The sequence below is a fragment of the Sulfuricurvum sp. genome, from assembly GCF_022759005.1.
Classification (GTDB): domain Bacteria; phylum Campylobacterota; class Campylobacteria; order Campylobacterales; family Sulfurimonadaceae; genus Sulfuricurvum.
On record NZ_JAEMQA010000054.1, the window covers coordinates 22812 to 41241 of the forward strand.

The 18430-nt window shown below is 45.2% G+C and carries 17 protein-coding genes; 11 read left to right on the top strand and 6 right to left on the bottom strand.

Features of this window, described 5'->3' with window-relative positions; all coding sequences use genetic code 11:
- Positions 1-58 precede the first annotated feature (58 nt).
- From JHC35_RS03620 to JHC35_RS03645, 6 genes are all read right to left on the bottom strand, one after another.
- The gene (locus tag JHC35_RS03620) at positions 59-556 is read right to left on the bottom strand and encodes an HIT domain-containing protein (RefSeq protein WP_295042081.1); all 498 of its coding nucleotides are present in this window, start codon (positions 554-556) and stop codon (positions 59-61) included.
- Positions 557-641: 85 nt separating this feature from the next.
- On the bottom strand, positions 642-2084 hold the full coding sequence (gene murF, locus JHC35_RS03625) for a UDP-N-acetylmuramoyl-tripeptide--D-alanyl-D-alanine ligase (RefSeq protein ID WP_295042083.1): 1443 nt from the start codon (positions 2082-2084) through the stop codon (positions 642-644).
- 11 nt (positions 2085-2095) lie between these two features.
- A complete protein-coding gene (locus JHC35_RS03630) occupies positions 2096-2830 on the bottom strand; it encodes an alpha/beta hydrolase (RefSeq protein ID WP_295042085.1) in 735 nt (244 codons plus the stop codon).
- A gap of 2 nt (positions 2831-2832) precedes the next feature.
- Positions 2833-3873, bottom strand: a complete 1041-nt coding sequence (locus JHC35_RS03635; RefSeq protein ID WP_295042087.1) for a D-alanine--D-alanine ligase — start codon at positions 3871-3873, stop codon at positions 2833-2835.
- A gap of 11 nt (positions 3874-3884) precedes the next feature.
- Positions 3885-4448 (bottom strand): Holliday junction branch migration protein RuvA, encoded by a 564-nt coding sequence (gene ruvA / locus JHC35_RS03640; protein ID WP_295042089.1) that lies wholly within the window; start codon positions 4446-4448, stop codon positions 3885-3887.
- Positions 4445-6346: a flagellar assembly protein A gene (locus JHC35_RS03645; protein ID WP_295042091.1), complete on the bottom strand. Its 1902-nt coding sequence runs from the start codon at positions 6344-6346 to the stop codon at positions 4445-4447. The genes ruvA and JHC35_RS03645 overlap by 4 nt, the downstream gene beginning before the upstream one ends.
- A 66-nt stretch (positions 6347-6412) precedes the next feature.
- Between JHC35_RS03645 and murJ the strand changes: the two genes are divergently transcribed.
- The 11 genes from murJ (at position 6413) to JHC35_RS03700 (ending at position 18420) form a co-directional block, all read left to right on the top strand.
- A complete protein-coding gene (murJ, locus tag JHC35_RS03650) occupies positions 6413-7834 on the top strand; it encodes a murein biosynthesis integral membrane protein MurJ (protein WP_295042093.1) in 1422 nt (473 codons plus the stop codon).
- A gap of 15 nt (positions 7835-7849) precedes the next feature.
- Complete coding sequence (cysS, locus tag JHC35_RS03655) at positions 7850-9247, top strand: cysteine--tRNA ligase (protein ID WP_295042095.1); 1398 nt, start codon at positions 7850-7852, stop codon at positions 9245-9247.
- A complete protein-coding gene (locus tag JHC35_RS03660; RefSeq protein ID WP_295042097.1) occupies positions 9244-10956 on the top strand; it encodes an ABC transporter transmembrane domain-containing protein in 1713 nt (570 codons plus the stop codon). The genes cysS and JHC35_RS03660 overlap by 4 nt, the downstream gene beginning before the upstream one ends.
- Positions 10957-10967: 11 nt before the next feature.
- Positions 10968-12056 carry a glycosyltransferase family 9 protein gene (locus JHC35_RS03665; RefSeq protein ID WP_295042099.1) on the top strand — a complete coding sequence of 363 codons (1089 nt, stop codon included), beginning with the start codon at positions 10968-10970 and terminating at the stop codon, positions 12054-12056.
- A gap of 68 nt (positions 12057-12124) precedes the next feature.
- On the top strand, positions 12125-13183 hold the full coding sequence (locus tag JHC35_RS03670) for a quinone-dependent dihydroorotate dehydrogenase (RefSeq protein WP_295042101.1): 1059 nt from the start codon (positions 12125-12127) through the stop codon (positions 13181-13183).
- On the top strand, positions 13180-14481 hold the full coding sequence (locus JHC35_RS03675) for a pitrilysin family protein (RefSeq protein WP_295042103.1): 1302 nt from the start codon (positions 13180-13182) through the stop codon (positions 14479-14481). Before JHC35_RS03670 ends, JHC35_RS03675 begins: the two co-directional genes overlap by 4 nt.
- On the top strand, positions 14478-15371 hold the full coding sequence (gene dapA, locus JHC35_RS03680) for a 4-hydroxy-tetrahydrodipicolinate synthase (RefSeq protein ID WP_295042105.1): 894 nt from the start codon (positions 14478-14480) through the stop codon (positions 15369-15371). The genes JHC35_RS03675 and dapA overlap by 4 nt, the downstream gene beginning before the upstream one ends.
- Positions 15372-16148 (top strand): enoyl-ACP reductase, encoded by a 777-nt coding sequence (locus JHC35_RS03685; RefSeq protein WP_295042107.1) that lies wholly within the window; start codon positions 15372-15374, stop codon positions 16146-16148.
- Positions 16148-16696, top strand: coding sequence for a CDP-diacylglycerol--glycerol-3-phosphate 3-phosphatidyltransferase (gene pgsA, locus JHC35_RS03690; RefSeq protein ID WP_295042109.1), 549 nt, complete (start codon positions 16148-16150; stop codon positions 16694-16696). The genes JHC35_RS03685 and pgsA overlap by 1 nt, the downstream gene beginning before the upstream one ends.
- The gene (gene rseP, locus JHC35_RS03695) at positions 16697-17749 is read left to right on the top strand and encodes an RIP metalloprotease RseP (protein ID WP_295042110.1); all 1053 of its coding nucleotides are present in this window, start codon (positions 16697-16699) and stop codon (positions 17747-17749) included.
- Positions 17746-18420: a YggS family pyridoxal phosphate-dependent enzyme gene (locus JHC35_RS03700; protein WP_295042112.1), complete on the top strand. Its 675-nt coding sequence runs from the start codon at positions 17746-17748 to the stop codon at positions 18418-18420. Before rseP ends, JHC35_RS03700 begins: the two co-directional genes overlap by 4 nt.
- Positions 18421-18430: the final 10 nt, after the last annotated feature.

Below are 18430 nucleotides of genomic sequence, written 5' to 3' on the forward strand. Positions count from 1 at the left end.
TTGGCTTAAGTGCCCAAGCTGCTGAGCAAACAGTAACGTATTTTGACGGAGAGAGGAATCACCCTTTAAAATATGTTTCCGCTAAACCTTTTAATCTACGATAGATTTTCTCAAAATCGGTCGAATATACCCGATTTTCACCAATCGCCGTAATAAAATTCGTATCTCTCTCCCAGCGTGGAACCAAATGCAGATGGATATGCTCCGCAATTCCTGCACCACCCGCTTTGCCCAGATTCATCCCGATATTGACGCCGTGCGCACCAAAGCTCTCTTTGAGCATTCTTACACCCCGTTGCGCCAAAGCGCTCATGTGAAGCCATACGTTCGGATCAAGCGCTTCAAGTGCATCGGTATGATGGTGAGGGATTATCATAAAATGTCCCGGTGTATAGGGATAGCGGTTCATCACAATAAAACAGTGCTCATCACGGTATAGGACATGGAGGCTCTCATCATCACTCTCGTGGGTGCTGATGTGACAAAACACGCACCCATCGATCTTTTCACCCGTTACGTACTCATCGCGCCACGGGGCATAAAGGATATTTTCCATTAGCTTCTCCAATCTGCCTCGAATGAGGCAAGCTTTAGTGCCATAGCGGCTAGCGTAGATAAAGGGATTTTATTCCTTTATCGTTCTAAATAAAGTTGGGCGCGTCATTCGCAAAAAGGATGATGTCACCCGCTTTTGTGACTTCTCCCAATGTTTTCACCATCTGCGACTTATCCGCCAACATGATTTTCTGAGGAACTTTTAACTCCTTATCGAACTGCGTTGCATTGAGTGACCCAGTGATAATCGCAATATCAAAAACACCGTTGATGGCGCGGATCAATTCGCTATTTAGCTCTTCGGTACTCTCCACCAATCCCGGTGTTACGATCACTTTGCGACCGCTATGGAGGGAACATAAACGCACCCCCTCCAGCATTCCGTCAATATTGCCGTTGTACCCATCATCAAGGATGATTTTGCCCCCGGCATCGATTCTCTCCAGTCGGTGTTCGACACTCTTGAGGTTTTCAACAGCCTTGACAATTTCATCGCTACTCATCCCCATCTCGGAAGCGATCAAAATCGCCGCATTGATGTTAATGGCTTGAAATCCGCCGAGTACGTTGGTGTGGAAATGTCTCTCTTCACCGTTGACGCTGAGATCAAAATCGATCCCCTCCAATGTTGCTTGCAGATTATGAACATCTTCGCCGAAAAAGGTCACTTTTTCATGCGGTTCATTCGTGACCGAAGTGTGGATAAACGCCCGTTTAAGACGGTCTGAGTGGATGATTTCGAGTTTGGTACGCTGAATACGCTCTAACGTTTTAAAATATTCCAAATGCTGCGGTCCCACTTTTCCGACTACCACGATTTGCGGATGAAGCAGTTGAGCAATGGCGTAAATATCCCCCACTTCCCGCGCACCAGCTTCACAGATATAGACTTGGGTATCGGAAGGGAGCGATTCGTTAACGTCGCGGATGATACCTCCGAGCGTATTGACGCTTCGCGGTGTGGCGTAAACGTTATATTTTTGACCCAATACCTGTGCAATGAAATTTTTCATCGATGTTTTACCGTAGCTTCCGGTGACACAGATAATCGTCAAATCAGACATCGATGCCACTTTGCGCTTTGCTTCGCGCTTATAGGCAAAAAACAAAAATTTCTCAATGCCCCATGAACCGAGATACGTTGCAACGATCGGAAAAAGGACACTATAAGGACCGGTAAACCCTTTTAAACTCAAAAGAGTATTGATAAATACCGTGATCGAAAACAAAAGGATCAAGAAACGCTTCACTCGCCATGTCAACACCACTTTTTTATCCAATTTACGGTGCCAAATAATCATTGCAGGGAGAAGTGCAATATAAAAATAGATCCAAAAAAATTCAGGAATAGCATAATAGACAAAAAACGGAAGGAGAAAATAGACAAAATGCCACCATGTTTTATGGTGTCGGAGTATCACACGCTCGATTCGATAATCGTACCACTGAAGATTGGTAATCAAATACCATCCCAACGTCATGACGAATAAGAGATTCGTTAAAAAAGCAAAAATTTGCGGATATTCCATACTTCTATTCCTTAATGTTTCAGACTTTCTAATACGGTTTTTTCAATCTCTTTGGCTACGGATGAAGCTTGTTCCAAAAAGAAATAGTGATCCCCGTCAAACTCTACTACTCTGGCTGCACTCATCAATGCGGCGATTTTATGTGCGGTCCAAAGAGGCGTTGCCGTATCCTGAGTGCCGAAACACAAAAGTGCTTTGCCTTTGTAGGCACGGAATTTTTCACTGAAATCCTCATTGACCACACTTTTAAAGGTCTCATACATCGGCTGAGAGAGCCCTTGCGCGTCAGGTGCGACGAAAAATCGTCGAAGCTGCGTCAAACCGGTCCATTTCAAGACTTTGAATAAAGCGATTTTAGCACGAATTTTGAACGGTTTTGGAACCAATATCCCCGCCGAAGCAACCAAAATTAATACATCCGGCTGCAATAATGTTGCCACTTTTCCACCGAATGAGTGCCCCAAAATCACTGTTTTGTCCGCCTCAATCATAGAAAGGAACGATTCTAAAATGGTGGCGTAATCTTCGGTTGTCAACGCCATATTGCAGGTGCTGTTCCCAAATCCAGGCATATCGATATAGATATGACGAAACTGCTGTAAATGAGCACCGAAAGCGTGCTTCATCAAATTTTTATGCGATCCCCATCCGTGCAAAAAAATGAGGTCGATATGCGCAGTGGGATTGATGATCTCGTAACTGATCGAAAAGGTATGCTGTTTATACTGGAGAGACTTGACTGCCACGCTTATTTCCCTTTGGCTTGGGAAATCGAGTGGATATAGTCGTAATTGACACGAATCGCTTTTTTATCCGGCAATGAACCCAAAAGTTTTTGGACCCCTCCGCTAAAGTCTTCGAACAGATAATTCGCCATTGATCCGGGGATCGGATTGATCTCATTGAGATACACTTCTCCCTCAATTTCGAAGAAATCACAGCGGATAAGCGCACCCTCAAACAACGGCAAATAGATTTTGGCAAACGATTCCCGCAACTGTGTAACCAGTGCATCGCTTACCGCCGCGTGTTCAACGCTCCCTGAACGGGAAAAATCGAGGTATTTTTTCTCGAAATCGAGAAAATCGGCTTTTTGAGGCTCTTCGACGATTGAGTAGGTGATCTCGCCGCGTGCACTGAATCCGGCTAAATTATACTCTTTAACCCCGTTGATAAACGGTTCGATCAACACAACGCTATCAAACTCAAATGCCACGTCCAACGCATAATCAAGTTCGCTAGCCTCACGAACGATACTCACCCCGATTGAGCTTCCCAAACGGGCCGGTTTGACGATAAAAGGGTATGCTGTAGCGACAACACGTTTATCCTCTTTGTGCAAGATCTCATATGGGAGGGTTTTGACTCCGAGCGATGCCGCAAGCCATTTGGTATAGTGTTTATCAAAACTGAGCATCGATGCCTCTTTGCGAGGTCCGATGAACGGAATATGGAAAAAATCCATCAATGACGCGATAGAACCGTCCTCACCGTCACCGCCGTGGATGAGATTGAGAATCGGCATCTCAAGTTTCTTTGACCCGAAAAAACCGCGTTGTTCAAATCCGCCATTGGTGATGAACAATTCACCCATTTTTTTATGTTCGCCGCGAGAAAACGTGATCGCTTTCATTTTCGCACCGTCAATGAGATAAAATTTATGATCTTGATCGCAAAAAATAAAACTCAAATCAAATTTTGATTCCAACTTCCCTTTGACGGTAATTGCACTGACAATACTGATTTCATGTTCGTAACTGGCTCCGCCGAATAAAATGGCTAATTTCAATGGGTATCCTTTTAGAGTTTTTGTAATTGTTTTAACGCCTCTTTGACAAGCGTCGGTGTGTCGGTTGCACTCGAAGCACTGAGTGCTTTGGCAATCTGCTCTTTTTTAAATCCGAGCGATTCGAGTGCCATCATCGCTTCAGTCGTTGCGGAATTGAACGACGGTGCACTATTGAGCAAGACGGCATCAAAACCGGCCAATTCCACCATAATCCGTGCGGCACTTTTCGGTCCGATTCCCGGAACTTTTTTCAACGCATTGACATCTTTAGATGAAATAATACCCGCAAACTGCTCCGGCGTAAAGGTCGAGCAGATAGCAAGCGCTGCTTTTGGACCGATTCCGTTAATTTTAAGCATCCCCTCAAAAAGGATTTTTTCACTTTTTTGGGCAAATCCGTAGAGTTGTTGAGCATCTTCCCGAATCACATGATGAATATGCAGGCGCATCTTATCTGAACCGATCGAACTGTAGGTATGCAAAGAAACAAACACTTCGTAAATAACACTATTGACATTCATATGAACCGATGTCGGTTCTTTGTACTCTATAATTCCCTCTAATCCGATGATCATTGCGTCATAACCTTAATGGAAAATTTTCCGTCTGCATCTTCGTATAAACCTAAAATTTTCTCTTCCGAATCCTCGATAGGAACATAAAGAATTTCCGTCGGAGGATCAATTAGTTTGAAAATGATCTCATTATGATTATGCCATCGATCGTGATTGATGATCCGAGCGTCAAAAATTTCGGCTTGCAGCGACGTATGACGCTCAGTCAACCAGGCATATTGATCTTCTTTTGTTTGCAATTCATTGCGCAGAGAATCCAATTTCTCTTTGAAAAGCTGATGCTGATGATATTTTTCGACGAATGCGACGGGTAATTTTATCCCATTGGCCTTATAATAGGCAAGTTTACGTTTTAAATCATCAATAACAGGGGCGTTTTCACGCCATGTTTGCTCATATCCGTCCAGCTCTTTTTTGATGGAACGGATCGCATTTTTAATTTGGGTAATCTGTTCGGCATGCTCGTGCAAATTATCAGCCGATTCGGTAATCATCGGATCAATTTTGAGCTGATTTTCCCCACCTTGAATTTTTTTAATCTCAATCAGATGCGAAGCGGTTAATTTCACATGGGAACCTAATAACTCGACGATGATCTCACGCGCCCGTACTTTTCCCCCTGTGGCTTGCGATATTGTTACCCGATCGGCTTCTACGGTACCATGTTCAAGTCGTGCGATATGAACCTCTTTGCCATACGCCGTCCCTTTGTGCACATTAATTGTCAATTCATCGGCACGAATGATTGCACTTTGGTGAACTTGACCGTCAACCGTCGCTTTTTTAGCGGTGACTTTGGCATCAGGGCCGATGTTTCCCTCAACCGTTATCGTTTTAACCTTTACCTCCATCCCTTGACCGATGGCATCTCTCATCGAGTCCTTCTGTTTAACATTGATAGAGACATCCGCATCGAGTTCGGTATCAATAGAGCCCGTCGTTTTAAAGCTGATTTCACTCACTTCCACTTCACTATTGATGTTGTACATTCCCCCCTCTAGAGTGACATATCCTCCCACTGCCGCTCGATATTCGATACTGGTCGGAGTATTCAAAACGGTAATTTTTTCTCCCGTTGTAAAGGTAGGTTCAAATTTAATAATGGGTTCTTTGGGCATAATAAATTCACCCCGACAATTACGACCGCTTTCCCCTTTTCTGGGCTTAATGTATTCAATCAGCAGTTCATCTTTTACCGCACTCATCAAATAACCCCGTTTGGCGTAATCGATTCTCCCTTGCTGATCCATATTCTGTCGTTTGGTTTCATAATGGAGAATCAATTTATCGTTCACGGTTTCGACAGGCTCCACACCTTGAGCAATGAGATAACGTTCTTGTGTCTCAAAACGATAAACTCCTTGAACGTGAATTTTGGCGAAAAGTTCAGTAAGATTCGAGAGCATCATTGAATCAAAAATACCGATCATAATATTTGCACGCAACATTTTTTTCTTGATTGCGTCCATAAAATCGTCTTGAAAATTTGGGTAATAGTGGGCGATGCTTCCAGTTTTTATGGTCAAATAAATTTTGGACAACGAGGTATTCCCACCGATCGACATGTCGATCGAATCAATATTATGCTTCTCCGTTATCGAAAATATTTCGATCTCATACACTTGCTTGAGTTCGAATTTCGGATTGAGAAAATCGTCTTTTTTGAGGTTTGCGATCTCCTCCTCATGCATCTCTACCCAGTCTTCGGCCGCTCCTTCCGCAGCAGCTTTTGTGAAAGTTTCAATTCCGAGAAGATGAAAATCCAAAGAATGGACGGGAACTTTATAATTCGCAGCAATTTGCAACAGCTCTTTTGGAACGTTTGATGTACGGACAATCACCGGAGTGATATGCGTCTCAGTTGCAATATTTTCACCTTCTTTGGCAAACAGCCCCATGGTATGTTCCTTTATAATTGCCCCTATTTTAATGACATATCGGTTAAAATTGCGTAAAATTTATTTTTGGAATTGCAACAGGCTATGTTTAAATCGATATTCTCCAACTCGTTCGGTATCCTCATCTCCCGCGTTACGGGACTAGGGCGTGACATTTTGATGACGTCGGTGTTGGGTGCAAATATGTGGAGCGACATCTTTTTTATGGCGTTCAAATTCCCGAACCTCTTCCGACGCATCTTTGCGGAGGGTTCGTTTACCCAAAGTTTTATGCCCTCGTACATCGCTTCTCACCAAAAGAGTGTCTTTGCCGTCGCGATATTTATCCGTTTTATGATTGTAATCATCGCCTTTTCGCTCATCGTCACCCTCTTCCCTGGATTTTTTACCAAATTGCTCGCATGGGATTGGAATGCCGATCTTATCGCAAAAACTGCTCCGCTCACCACCATCAATTTCTGGTATTTGGATCTCATTTTTATCGTCACTTTTTTAGGGACTCTCCTCCAGCATAAAGAACATTTTTTTACCACCGCATTTTCGACCGTATGGCTCAATGTCGCGATGATCGTCACTCTTATGCTCTTCGCTCACAGCGATCCGAAAACGATCGTTTATGCGCTGAGCTTTTCGATTCTCGTCGGAGGGCTCCTTCAAGTTATCACTCATCTCTATGCGATGCGTCAGCAAGGACTCATGAAACTCCTCATCGGAGGATGGAAATATCGTAAAACCAAAGATGTCAAAGCCGAAGAGTCTAAATTCAGCTCTCTTTTTTTCCCCTCGGTATTAGGCAATTCAACGGCGCAAATAGCCTCCTTCATCGATACCTCTCTCGCCTCGTTTTTGGCGGCGGGATCGGTATCCTATCTCTTTTACGCCAATCGGGTTTTTCAACTCCCCTTTGCCATTATCGCTCTCGCCATCACCACCGCTCTATTTCCCAGTATCGCCAAAGCGATCAAAAACGAAAACCATACCCTCGCCTACCGAAATCTCTATAAATCGTTTTGGTTATTGAGTGCCTTGCTGGGTATATCGGTTTTAGGGGGTGTTTTGCTCGCAGAACCGATTGTCTGGCTCTTGTTTGAGCGAGGAGCATTTAGTATCCAAGACACCCATAATACAGCAAACGTCCTGATGATGTATATGATAGGATTGCTCCCCTTTGGGCTTGCCAAACTTTTTTCTCTCTATCTCTACGCGATGCACAAACATATCAAAGCGGCCAAAATTGCCGCCGTATCTCTCATCATCAATATCATTTTTTCTCTTATCCTGATGAAACCTCTCGGTGCGGCAGGCTTGGCATTGGCGGGAAGTATCGGTGGTGCCGTGCAAATGATCTTGACCATTCGAGAGGTGGGTTGGGGTATCCTCTTCGATCTTCTCAAAACCCGCTATAGCCTCTATTTTATCCTCGGCACGGCAGGATTAGGGGCGATATTTTATACTTTAAATCAATTTTTGATACACTTGATACGATAAAAAGATTGGACATTCATGACACTTTACGACAGCGTTAAAAAAACAAAATTACCATTCCAACCGCTCCAAGAGGGGAAAGTATCCCTTTATGTCTGCGGTCCTACCGTCTATGACGATGCCCATTTGGGACACGCCAAAAGCGCTTTGGTATTCGATCTGTTGCGTCGTGTTCTCGAAGCCAAGGGGTATGACGTCACCTTTGCACGCAACATCACCGATATTGACGATAAAATCATCAACAAAGCGCGTGAGCTTGGGATCAGCACGAGTGAAATCGCACAGCGCTATACTCTCGCGTATCATCGCGATATGGCTGCTATCGGTGTGCGTCAACCGACGCTGGAACCCAAAGCGACCGAATCGATCGAACCGATGTGCGAAATGATTCAAAACCTCATCGACAAAAAACACGCCTACGTTATCAGCAACGGCGACATCTATTTCGATACCTCCAGCGACAAAAACTATCTCAGCCTCTCCAATCGCCAAAGCTCTGAGAACGTCAGCCGCGTTGAGAGAGTCTCCGAAAAAAGAAGCGATGCCGATTTCGCCCTCTGGAAAGCGGTTCATGATGAGGGGGTTGCATTTGATTCACCGTTCGGGCGGGGACGTCCGGGGTGGCATTTGGAGTGTTCGGCGATGATCGAGCGCTTTGTAAGCCCTCACGTCGGTGAGTATGCTATCGACATCCACGGCGGCGGAGCCGACCTCCTTTTCCCTCACCACGAAAACGAAGCGGCGCAAACCCGATGTGCGACCAATCATGAATTGGCCAAATACTGGATGCACAACGGATTCGTCACGATCGACGGCGAAAAAATGTCCAAAAGCCTCGGTAACAGCTTTTTCCTCAAAGACGCCCTCAAAGCCTACGATGGCGAAGTGCTCCGTTTTTATCTCCTGAGTACCCACTATCGGGGCGATTTTAACTTTAACGAAGAGGATCTCATCGCTTCTAAACGCCGCCTTGATCGCCTCTACCGCCTCAAAAAGCGGCTCTTTGGCCTCACTGCCGAAATGATCGAAACCGAGTTTAAAAGTAATCTTCTCGAAGCACTGGAGGATGATCTAAACGTCTCACGTGCGTATGCACTCATCGATGAGCTGATCAGCACCGCCAATGAAGCACTTGACCAAAACCCAAAAGACAAAGTCTATCGTCAAATCCTCCTCTCATCACTATCTGCCATTGAGCGCATTTTAGGATTCGGGGGACAAAATCCTTTTGAGTATTTCCAATTCGGGTTGGACGAAACAACAAAAACGAAAATCGATGAGCTGATCACTCAACGAACCGAAGCCAAAAAAGCGAAAGATTTTGCGACTTCCGATGCGATTCGTGATGAACTCACCGCAATGGGAATCGCCATTATGGATACTGCAAACGGAACCTTTTGGGAGATGCGTGAATGAGAGAGAGTTATAAACGCTTCTGGCCTTATATCCGAGAATATAAATTTCAGTTTTTTATGGTCTTAATCGGGATCATTTTTACCGTCAGTGCAACTGCGGCGACTGCACATATCATGAAGCCTCTCATGGATAATATGTTTATCAAAAAAGAGGCCAGAATGCTCTATATCATTCCGCTTCTTTTGATCGGAATTTATATCATCAAATCGGCAGGACGTTATATTCAAGCCGTTTTTAATACCTATATCGGTCTTCATATCGTTTCAAAAATCAGAGAAGAGCTGCTCACCAAAATGGTCTATATGGACATGCAGTTTCTTTATGCAAACCGCAGCGGTGAACTCATCTCTCGAATTACCAACGATATCAACAGAATTCAATATTTTGTTTCATCCATGATGCCCGAATTGGTACGTGAAAGCCTCACCGTCATCTCGCTTATCGGATACGTCATTTATCTCAATGCCACTCTAGCGTTTTGGGCATTAGTCGTTATGCCGATAGTAATTTTCCCTTTGATTCAAATCACCAAACGGCTCAAGCGCCTAGCACACCGTTCACAAGAAAAAAATGCCGATATCGTTACGCGGTTAACCGAAGTTTTCAACAATTCTGAAATTATTAAATCAAACGCAACCGAAGAATACGAAATGGATCGTTTTCACCTTGAAAACGATCAGTTTTTCAAACTCAACATGAAATCAGCCTATACCAGTGAGTTGGTCTCACCGATGATGGAAATTATCGCGGCAATCGGGCTGGCAGCTGTTATCTTTATAGGTGGGAATCAGGTTTACAATGGTGTGATGAGCATCGGTGAATTCACCGCTTTTTTGACGGCAATCGGTCTCGTATTTCAACCGCTTAAAGGGGTTAGTAATATTTTAGGCAGGATACAAGATGCCCAAGCCGCAAGCGAACGGGTATTCCAGATTTTTGATATGGAAAACAAAATAGCGGATGGAAAGTTAATCTTAAACGACACCGTAAAACAGATCCAATTTGATCAGGTAACGCTCAAATTTGAAGATAAAACGGCCTTAGACACTATCAATATGACGATTCAAGCCGGGGAGACAATCGCATTGGTTGGACAAAGCGGAGGGGGGAAAAGTTCTTTTGTTAATCTTCTTCTCCGTTTTTACGATCCGATCTCCGGTACTATTTCCATTAACGGACATAGTCTAAAAGAGTATACACAGCAATCCCTCCGTTCGCAAATCGCTTTCGTCTCTCAGCGGGTCTATATTTTCCAAGACACGCTAGCCTCAAATGTAGCATACGGCGAAACTGTCGATGAAGCGCGTGTTATTGAAGCACTTAAAATGGCGGATGCCCTGGAGTTTGCCCAATCACTTCCTGATGGTATTCATACAGTAATGCAGGAATTCGGTGCCAACCTCTCAGGCGGGCAGAGACAGCGGATCGCCATTGCCAGAGCCATTTATAAGCATGCATCACTTCTCATTTTGGATGAAGCGACCAGTGCGCTTGACAATGAAACCGAACGGAAAATCCAAAATACCCTCAACGAATATGCAAAAGACAAAATTACGATCCTAATCGCCCACCGCCTCAGCACGGTACAAGATGCTGATCGAATATTTGTATTCAAAGCAGGGAAAATCGTAGCGGAAGGGAGCCATCAAAAACTTTTGAGCTCTTCTGAAGAATATCAGCGTCTTAGTCAAACACTAACGGAAAATTAAAGGAGATATTGATGGGGATACCATTACACTCACAAATCAGAAAAAAGATCAAAAACGGCTTTAATGCACTATTATTATTTTTTTTCCCGACTCGCGCCAAACATGAAATAATCCCCTCTGAAAATATCCGCCGTATTTTAGTCATCCGGATCAATTACCGTATCGGAAATATCCTTTTTACGACTCCGCTCCTCCGTGCACTCGAGCAACGCTTCCCCGAGGCATCGATGGATATCCTCATCGGAGCACGTTACCCCTCTTCATTATTAAAAGGGTTTTCAACCGTCCAAAATGTATTTGATTTCCCCCGTCGTCTGCTCAAAAATCCAATCCATCTGTTCCGCTATATCCGTCAGCTCCGTAAACCCTATTACGATCTTGTGATCAATCTAAATGCCGGATCGGCGAGCGATAGAGGGGCAACATTTTTAGCGCGCGGAACCTACAAACTGGGATTTAATACACAGGGAGACTGGTCTCCCTCAACCCATGTCGTCAATTCTCCAAACGGATTAGTACATGAAGCCCTAAAGCCACTTGATCTGATGAAAGCTTTTGGAAATTTACCGACCGAATTTCCTCAAAAAATGGATATCTCTCTTAGTGAACAAGAAAAAGCTGTCGGGCTAGAAGAACTTAAAAAACGTCTAACCGAACAAGGGTATATATGGGGAAGCAAATCAAAAGTTATCGGTATGTTTCGCGATGCTAGATTTGAGAAAAAGATCTCTAATGAGTGGTGGCACGAGTGGTATACTCAGATGAAACAGCTTAATCCAAATGCCGTGTTTGTCGATATCCTCTCCCCCGATGTCCCTAAAAAACTCACAGAAGAGCTCTATTCACTTTTGGAGTCTAATTTGCGAAACCTAGGAGCTATACTCTCCCAAATGGATGCATTTATCTGTGGTGATACGGGACCTATGCATCTTGCCAGTGCTTCGGGAGTCCCCACTATTGCCCTCTTTAAAGCCACAGCTCCAACCCTTTACGGCACATTAGGGGACAATGATTATTCTCTGACATTAAGCGGTACAACTCCCCAATTCATCGCATCAGAAGTCACCGAACATATTGCAACTCTTCCACTAAAGGGTTAATTAACAAACCATTCAACCTTTTTTGAGTATAATCGCTCCAACTTTATGCTCTTGTGAGGCGGGTCAGCATGTTTGATTATGAATCTTTGAAACCTTGGCTTTTTAAACTCCAGCCTGAAAATGCCCATACTCTTGCAGCTGGGCTTTTACGTGGAGCAAGCTTTTGCCCGCCGCTTGCCAACAGCTGGATGGCCAAACATTTCGTAAGTCACCCGTCCCTCTCCCAAGAGTTGTTCGGACGAACATTTCTCAATCCGGTCGGTCTTGCGGCAGGATTTGATAAAAATGCCACGATGTTTCACGGCGTGATGGCGATGGGATTCGGTTTCAGCGAAATCGGTACCCTCACCCCGAAACCCCAAGAGGGAAATCCCCGCCCCCGTTTGTGGAGACATATCGAAGAAGAATCGCTCCAAAACGCGATGGGATTTAACAACGACGGATTGTTCCGCATCTCTCACCGTCTCAAAAATATCTATCCCTTTAGCACCCCAATCGGTGTTAACATCGGAAAAAACAAAATCACCCCCGAAGATCGTGCAATCAAAGACTACACAACATTGATCAAAGCACTTCACGAGTATGCCGACTACATGGTCATCAATATCTCTTCCCCGAATACTCCGGGATTGCGTGATCTCCAAAACGAAGCGTTTATTACCCAGCTCTTTGCCGAAGCCAAAGCGATTACCTCAAAACCGATCTTACTTAAAATTGCCCCCGATATGTCCGAAGATCAAGCCGTAGCCCTCTGTGCCCACGCCGTAGAGAGTGGAGCGGACGGTATTATCGCAACCAATACAACCGTCGATTACTCCCTCGTCAGTGAGCCTGAAGAGATGGGCGGTTTGAGCGGCGAAGTGTTGCGGGAACGCAGTTTTTACATTTTCGATGCGATCGCCCGTGAACTGTTCGGAAAAACTACCCTCATCAGTGTCGGCGGCATTAACTCTCCGGAAGAGGCATATCGCCGCATCCGAGCGGGTGCATCACTCATTCAACTCTATACCTCGTTGATTTTCAAAGGTCCTGAAGTGGTCGAAGAGATCAACAGCGGCCTGATCGATCTTTTGGCTTCGGACGGATTTAATTCGATCACCGAAGCGATCGGCGCAGATCGGCAATGAAACTTTTTATTGCCACTATTTTGAGTTTAGGAACCCTTATGGCCTCATCATTGCCTCACTTTGAAACAAAAACGCTGACGAATGGCTTACAAGTCGTGGCTATCCCTATGGATAACGGTTCGCGCGTCATTTCAACCGATATCTTTTACCAAGTCGGCAGCCGAAATGAAGTAATGGGAAAAAGCGGAATTGCCCATATGCTGGAGCATATGAACTTCAAATCGACGAAAAACCTCAAAGCGGGCGAATTTGACGAAGAGGTAAAAAGCGTCGGAGGGATGAACAACGCATCGACGGGATTTGATTTCACCCACTACTACATCAAATCAAGTTCGGAAAATCTTGGCAAATCGCTCTCGTTGTTTGCGGAGTTGATGCAAAATCTCAACCTCAAAGACGAAGAGTTCCAACCAGAACGCAATGTCGTTGCCGAAGAGCGCCGATGGAGAACCGACAATAATCCGATGGGCTACCTCTATTTTCGTCTTTTCAACAGTGCATACGTATATCATCCTTACCACTGGACACCGATCGGATTTATGAACGATATTCAAACATGGACACTGGAAGATATTAAGACCTTTCATCAAACTTATTATCAGCCGAAAAATGCGATTTTGGTCGTAACGGGTGACGTCAAACCCGCTAATGTGTTTGAAGAGGCGCAAAAACACTTCGGTAACGTCGCTAATACCCTCGATATTCCGACGAAAAAAGTGATCGAGCCCGAACAAGACGGCGCACGTCGCGTCGAAGTGAACAAAGAGAGCGAAGTAGAGATGCTCGCAATGAGTTTCCCAATCCCGAATTTTCAGCACGAAGATCAGCCGAAACTCTCGGCGCTCAGCGAATTGCTCAGTTCGGGCAAAAGTTCGCGATTGAACCGTATTTTGGTCGACGAAAAACGGCTCGTCAACCAAATCTATGCATACAACATGGAAAACATCGATCCGGGTGTTTTCCTCTTTCTAGCCGTCTGCAACAACGGTGTCAAAGCTGAAACGGTTGAAAATGAGATTTGGAATGTTATACACAACCTTCAAGACAAACCGGTTGAAAAAGCCGAAGTGGATAAGATCAAAATCAATACCAAAGCCGATTTCATCTACTCGCTGGAAAGTTCCACATCGGTTGCGGAGCTTTTCGGAAGCTATCTTGCTCGGGGTGATATTGCACCGCTGATGAATTATGAAGCCTCTATCGAAGCATTAACCCCATCCGATATTCAAAAGGTAGCCAAAACCTATTTGGTTCCCGAAAAATCAACTACGCTAATCCTACGAAAAGGTAAAAAATGAATCTTGTCACCGGTTCAACAACCGCCCTTATAACCCCGTTCAAAAACGGAAAATTGGATGAACAAAAATACGCCGAACTGATCCAACGACAAATCAATAACGGGATTGATGCCATCTGTCCGGTAGGGACAACGGGAGAGAGTGCAACCCTCAGCTATGACGAAGATCGCATCTGTATGGAGATTGCCGTTGCCGTGTGCAAAGGAACCTCTACCAAAGTTCTGGCAGGTGCGGGGAGCAACTCTACCGCTGAAGCGATCGAAGCGGCTAAAACGGCTCAAAAATGCGGCGTTGATGCGATTTTCTCGGTAGCACCGTATTACAACAAACCCTCCCAAGAGGGTCTCTATCAGCATTATAAAGCGATCGCCGAGTCGGTTCCGGAACTTCCGGTAATGCTCTACAACGTGCCGGGACGGACTATGGTGGACATCAGTGCCGATACCGTTATCCGTCTTTTTGATGATCTCCCCAACATCTACGGAATCAAAGAGGCAACGGGGAGTATCGAACGCACCATCGAACTCCTCTCACGCAGACCGGAACTCAAAGTATTGTGCGGAGATGACGCGATTGATTACGCGATTCTCGCGTGCGGCGGTGCGGGTATCACATCCGTTACCTCAAACCTCCTCCCCGATCTTAAAAGCCAACTGGTAGCCAAAGCGCTGAGCGGCGATATGAGCGGGGCAAAAGTGTTGAACGATCAACTCTTCCCAATTAACAAAGCCCTTTTCTTGGAATCGAATCCGGTGATGATCAAAGCGGCTATGTACATCGCGGGGTTACTGGATACCCTCGAGTATCGCCTTCCGCTTGTTGCACCAAGCACTGAGAATATGAAAAAACTCGAATCTGTACTCAAAAATTACACTGTAGTAGGAGCATAAATGGACACAATGAAAGGTAAAACACTCGTCATTACCGGAGCAACAAAAGGGATCGGTCAAGCGATTGCCGAAAAATTTGCCCAAAACGGTGTCAATGTCGCGTTCACTTACAATTCAAATGCAGAGTCGGCTGCAAAATTGGCTCAAGAGTGGGAAAGCAAATACGGGATCAAAGCGCGTGCTTATCCGCTCAATATCTTGGAACCCGATGAGTTTAAACCTCTTTTTGAAGCAATTGATGCCGATTTTGACCGCGTCGACTTTTTTGTCAGTAATGCAATGATCTACGGCCGTAGTGTTGTCGGCGGATACGGTAAATTTATGCGTTTGAAACCCAAAGGACTCAATAACATCTATACCGCGACCGTCAATGCGTTCGTCGTCGGAACCCAAGAAGCGGCAAAACGGATGGAAAAAGTGGGTGGTGGTGCCGTCGTTACGATGTCCAGTACCGGAAACCTCGTCTATATCGAAAACTATGCGGGGCACGGGACCAATAAAGCGGCGGTTGAGTCGATGATGCGCTATGCAGCGGTAGAACTCGGAGAGATGAATATCCGTGTTAATGCCGTATCTGGCGGTCCGATCGATACCGACGCCCTCAAAGCGTTTACCAATTATGAAGAGGTGAAAGCCGAAACGGTAAAACGTTCTGCCCTTAACCGCATGGGTGCTCCGGAAGATATTGCCGGTGCGGCTTATTTTCTCTGCACTCCAGAGGCATCATGGATTACCGGTCAAACCCTGATTGTTGACGGCGGGACTACGTTTAATTAATGTTCAATATCCCAAATATCTTAGCATTGATCCGCCTTCTCATCGCTCCGGTGATGTTTTGGATCATCCTCAATCCACAGCTCTTTACCGAAGCGGGCTGGCACGTAAGCTGGAGTTACTATTTTGCTGCACTCCTTTTCGTCATCGCCAGTGCTACCGACTTTTTTGACGGATACGTTGCTCGTGAACTGGGTCAAATCACTATCGTCGGCAAAATCCTCGATCCTTTAGCCGATAAAATGCTCACCCTCGCCGCCTTTTTGGGTCTCATGATGAGCGGTGCCGCATCGGCGTGGGCAATTTATATCATTATCGTCCGTGAGCTCTTTATCACCGGACTTCGTACCCTCTCTGTCTCTGAGGGGATCGACGTAAGCGCATCTATGACGGGAAAAGTGAAAACCGTCATGCAGATGATCGCTATCGGCTTTTTATTGATGCACTGGCCTCTCGGTGAAGCCCTTCTCTGGGTCGCTGTCGCTCTCACTGTTTATTCGGGTGTTGAATACCTGATCGGATTTAGCAAAGCCTACAAAGGGAAGCTCTAAATGTCCTGGATTGCAGCCCTCCTCGTCCTCTCGGCAATGATTTTCTTTCATGAGTTAGGACATTACAGTGCCGCACGCTTTTTCGGTATCTACGTCGAAGTGTTCAGTATCGGTTTCGGAAAAAAACTCGCCTCTTTTCGTTGGCTGAACACCCAATGGCAAATTTCTGCGATACCGTTAGGCGGTTACGTCAAAATGAAAGGACAGGACGATCTTGATCCGACTGCCATCAGCACTGACAACGACAGCTATAACAGCAAAAAGCCTTGGCAACGCATTATCATTCTCCTTGCTGGGCCGCTGGCAAACTTTGCCCTTGCGTGGGTATTTTTTTATGCCATAGCCCTCGGCGGGCCTCAAACACTCTCACCGATCATCGGGAATGTCCTCAAAGGATCGCCAGCCCAGCAAGCTGGTCTTCAAAAAGGGGACATTGTCCATGCTATCAACGGTGAACGTATCCAAGAGTGGAATGAACTCTCCGAGAGGATCAAATCCTCAATTCAACCCGTTACGCTTGAGATCGAACGTAATCACCAAGCTCTCTCAATTACCGTTACCCCAAAAGTGACACAAACCCAAAATATTTTTAAAGAGACGATCTCCCGTCCTATGGTAGGAATTGCCCCATCAGGCGATGTGCACACATTAAAACTCTCAGGAATCGGTGCACTCTCCTATGCAACACGAGAGACGTATACCTCTTCATTACTCATTTTTCAAAGCGTTCAAAAACTGATCACCGGTGTCGTTCCTGCCAAAGAGGTTGGAGGAGTTGTGAGTATTGCCAAAATCACTGCGGATGCCGCCGAATACGGCTGGATGAGTCTCCTCTTCTTCTCGGCGTTGATTTCAGTCAATTTGGGTGTTTTGAATCTTCTCCCTATCCCGGCACTTGACGGCGGACATGTAATGTTCAATCTCTATGAAATGATCCGGCGCAAAGCACCCAGCGAAGCAGTCATCACACAACTTACCATAGGAGGGTGGATTCTTCTGCTTGGACTCATGTCATTAGGACTTTACAACGATATTACGAGGTTAATGCAATGACACAACTGGAATACAAACGCCATTTCGACGCAATCATCGAACGGGTCGAAAAAGCCCGATTACGAGTGAATAACCACCATATTGTCAAAATTGTCGCCGCCAGTAAATACGTCGATGCCGATGCAATTAAAACACTCTACGACATCGGTCAACGGGCATTCGGAGAAAACAAAGTCCAAGATCTTGTTACCAAAAGTCAAAAATTAGAAGAACTCCCTCTCGAATGGCATTTCATCGGAAATCTACAAAAAAACAAAATCAACCATCTCCTCAGTCTCAGTCCCCATCTTGTCCACTCCATCGATTCACTCGAACTCGCCCGCGCATTAAACGAACGGCTTGAACGCAATAACATGAATATAAAAGCTTTGGTTCAAATCAATTCCGCTTATGAAGCGTCAAAAAGCGGATTTCTTCCCGAAGAAGTGATCGACCAATACGCCCAAATTGTAGAGGAGTGTCCGCGATTACAACTGCAAGGGGTGATGTCAATCGGAGCCCATAGCGAAGATATTTCAATTATTACAAAAAGTTTTGAAACGACTCGTCGTATTTTTGAGACATTACCCAATGCCAAAATCTGTTCAATGGGGATGAGCGGGGATTTTGAACTGGCTATCGAATGCGGTTCCACAATGATACGATTGGGATCAATTCTCTTCCCAAAATAATCTGAAATCA

Coding starts and splice junctions, on each gene's coding strand:
- pgsA (WP_295042109.1), top strand. CDS start 16,148: ATGTTCAATATCCCAAATATCTTAGCATTGATCCGCCTTCTCATCGCT.
- dapA (WP_295042105.1), top strand. CDS start 14,478: ATGAATCTTGTCACCGGTTCAACAACCGCCCTTATAACCCCGTTCAAA.
- JHC35_RS03660 (WP_295042097.1), top strand. CDS start 9,244: ATGAGAGAGAGTTATAAACGCTTCTGGCCTTATATCCGAGAATATAAA.
- JHC35_RS03675 (WP_295042103.1), top strand. CDS start 13,180: ATGAAACTTTTTATTGCCACTATTTTGAGTTTAGGAACCCTTATGGCC.
- cysS (WP_295042095.1), top strand. CDS start 7,850: ATGACACTTTACGACAGCGTTAAAAAAACAAAATTACCATTCCAACCG.
- JHC35_RS03665 (WP_295042099.1), top strand. CDS start 10,968: ATGGGGATACCATTACACTCACAAATCAGAAAAAAGATCAAAAACGGC.
- JHC35_RS03620 (WP_295042081.1), bottom strand. CDS start 556: ATGGAAAATATCCTTTATGCCCCGTGGCGCGATGAGTACGTAACGGGT.
- rseP (WP_295042110.1), top strand. CDS start 16,697: ATGTCCTGGATTGCAGCCCTCCTCGTCCTCTCGGCAATGATTTTCTTT.
- murF (WP_295042083.1), bottom strand. CDS start 2,084: ATGGAATATCCGCAAATTTTTGCTTTTTTAACGAATCTCTTATTCGTC.
- ruvA (WP_295042089.1), bottom strand. CDS start 4,448: ATGATCATCGGATTAGAGGGAATTATAGAGTACAAAGAACCGACATCG.
- JHC35_RS03685 (WP_295042107.1), top strand. CDS start 15,372: ATGGACACAATGAAAGGTAAAACACTCGTCATTACCGGAGCAACAAAA.
- JHC35_RS03645 (WP_295042091.1), bottom strand. CDS start 6,346: ATGGGGCTGTTTGCCAAAGAAGGTGAAAATATTGCAACTGAGACGCAT.
- JHC35_RS03670 (WP_295042101.1), top strand. CDS start 12,125: ATGTTTGATTATGAATCTTTGAAACCTTGGCTTTTTAAACTCCAGCCT.
- JHC35_RS03700 (WP_295042112.1), top strand. CDS start 17,746: ATGACACAACTGGAATACAAACGCCATTTCGACGCAATCATCGAACGG.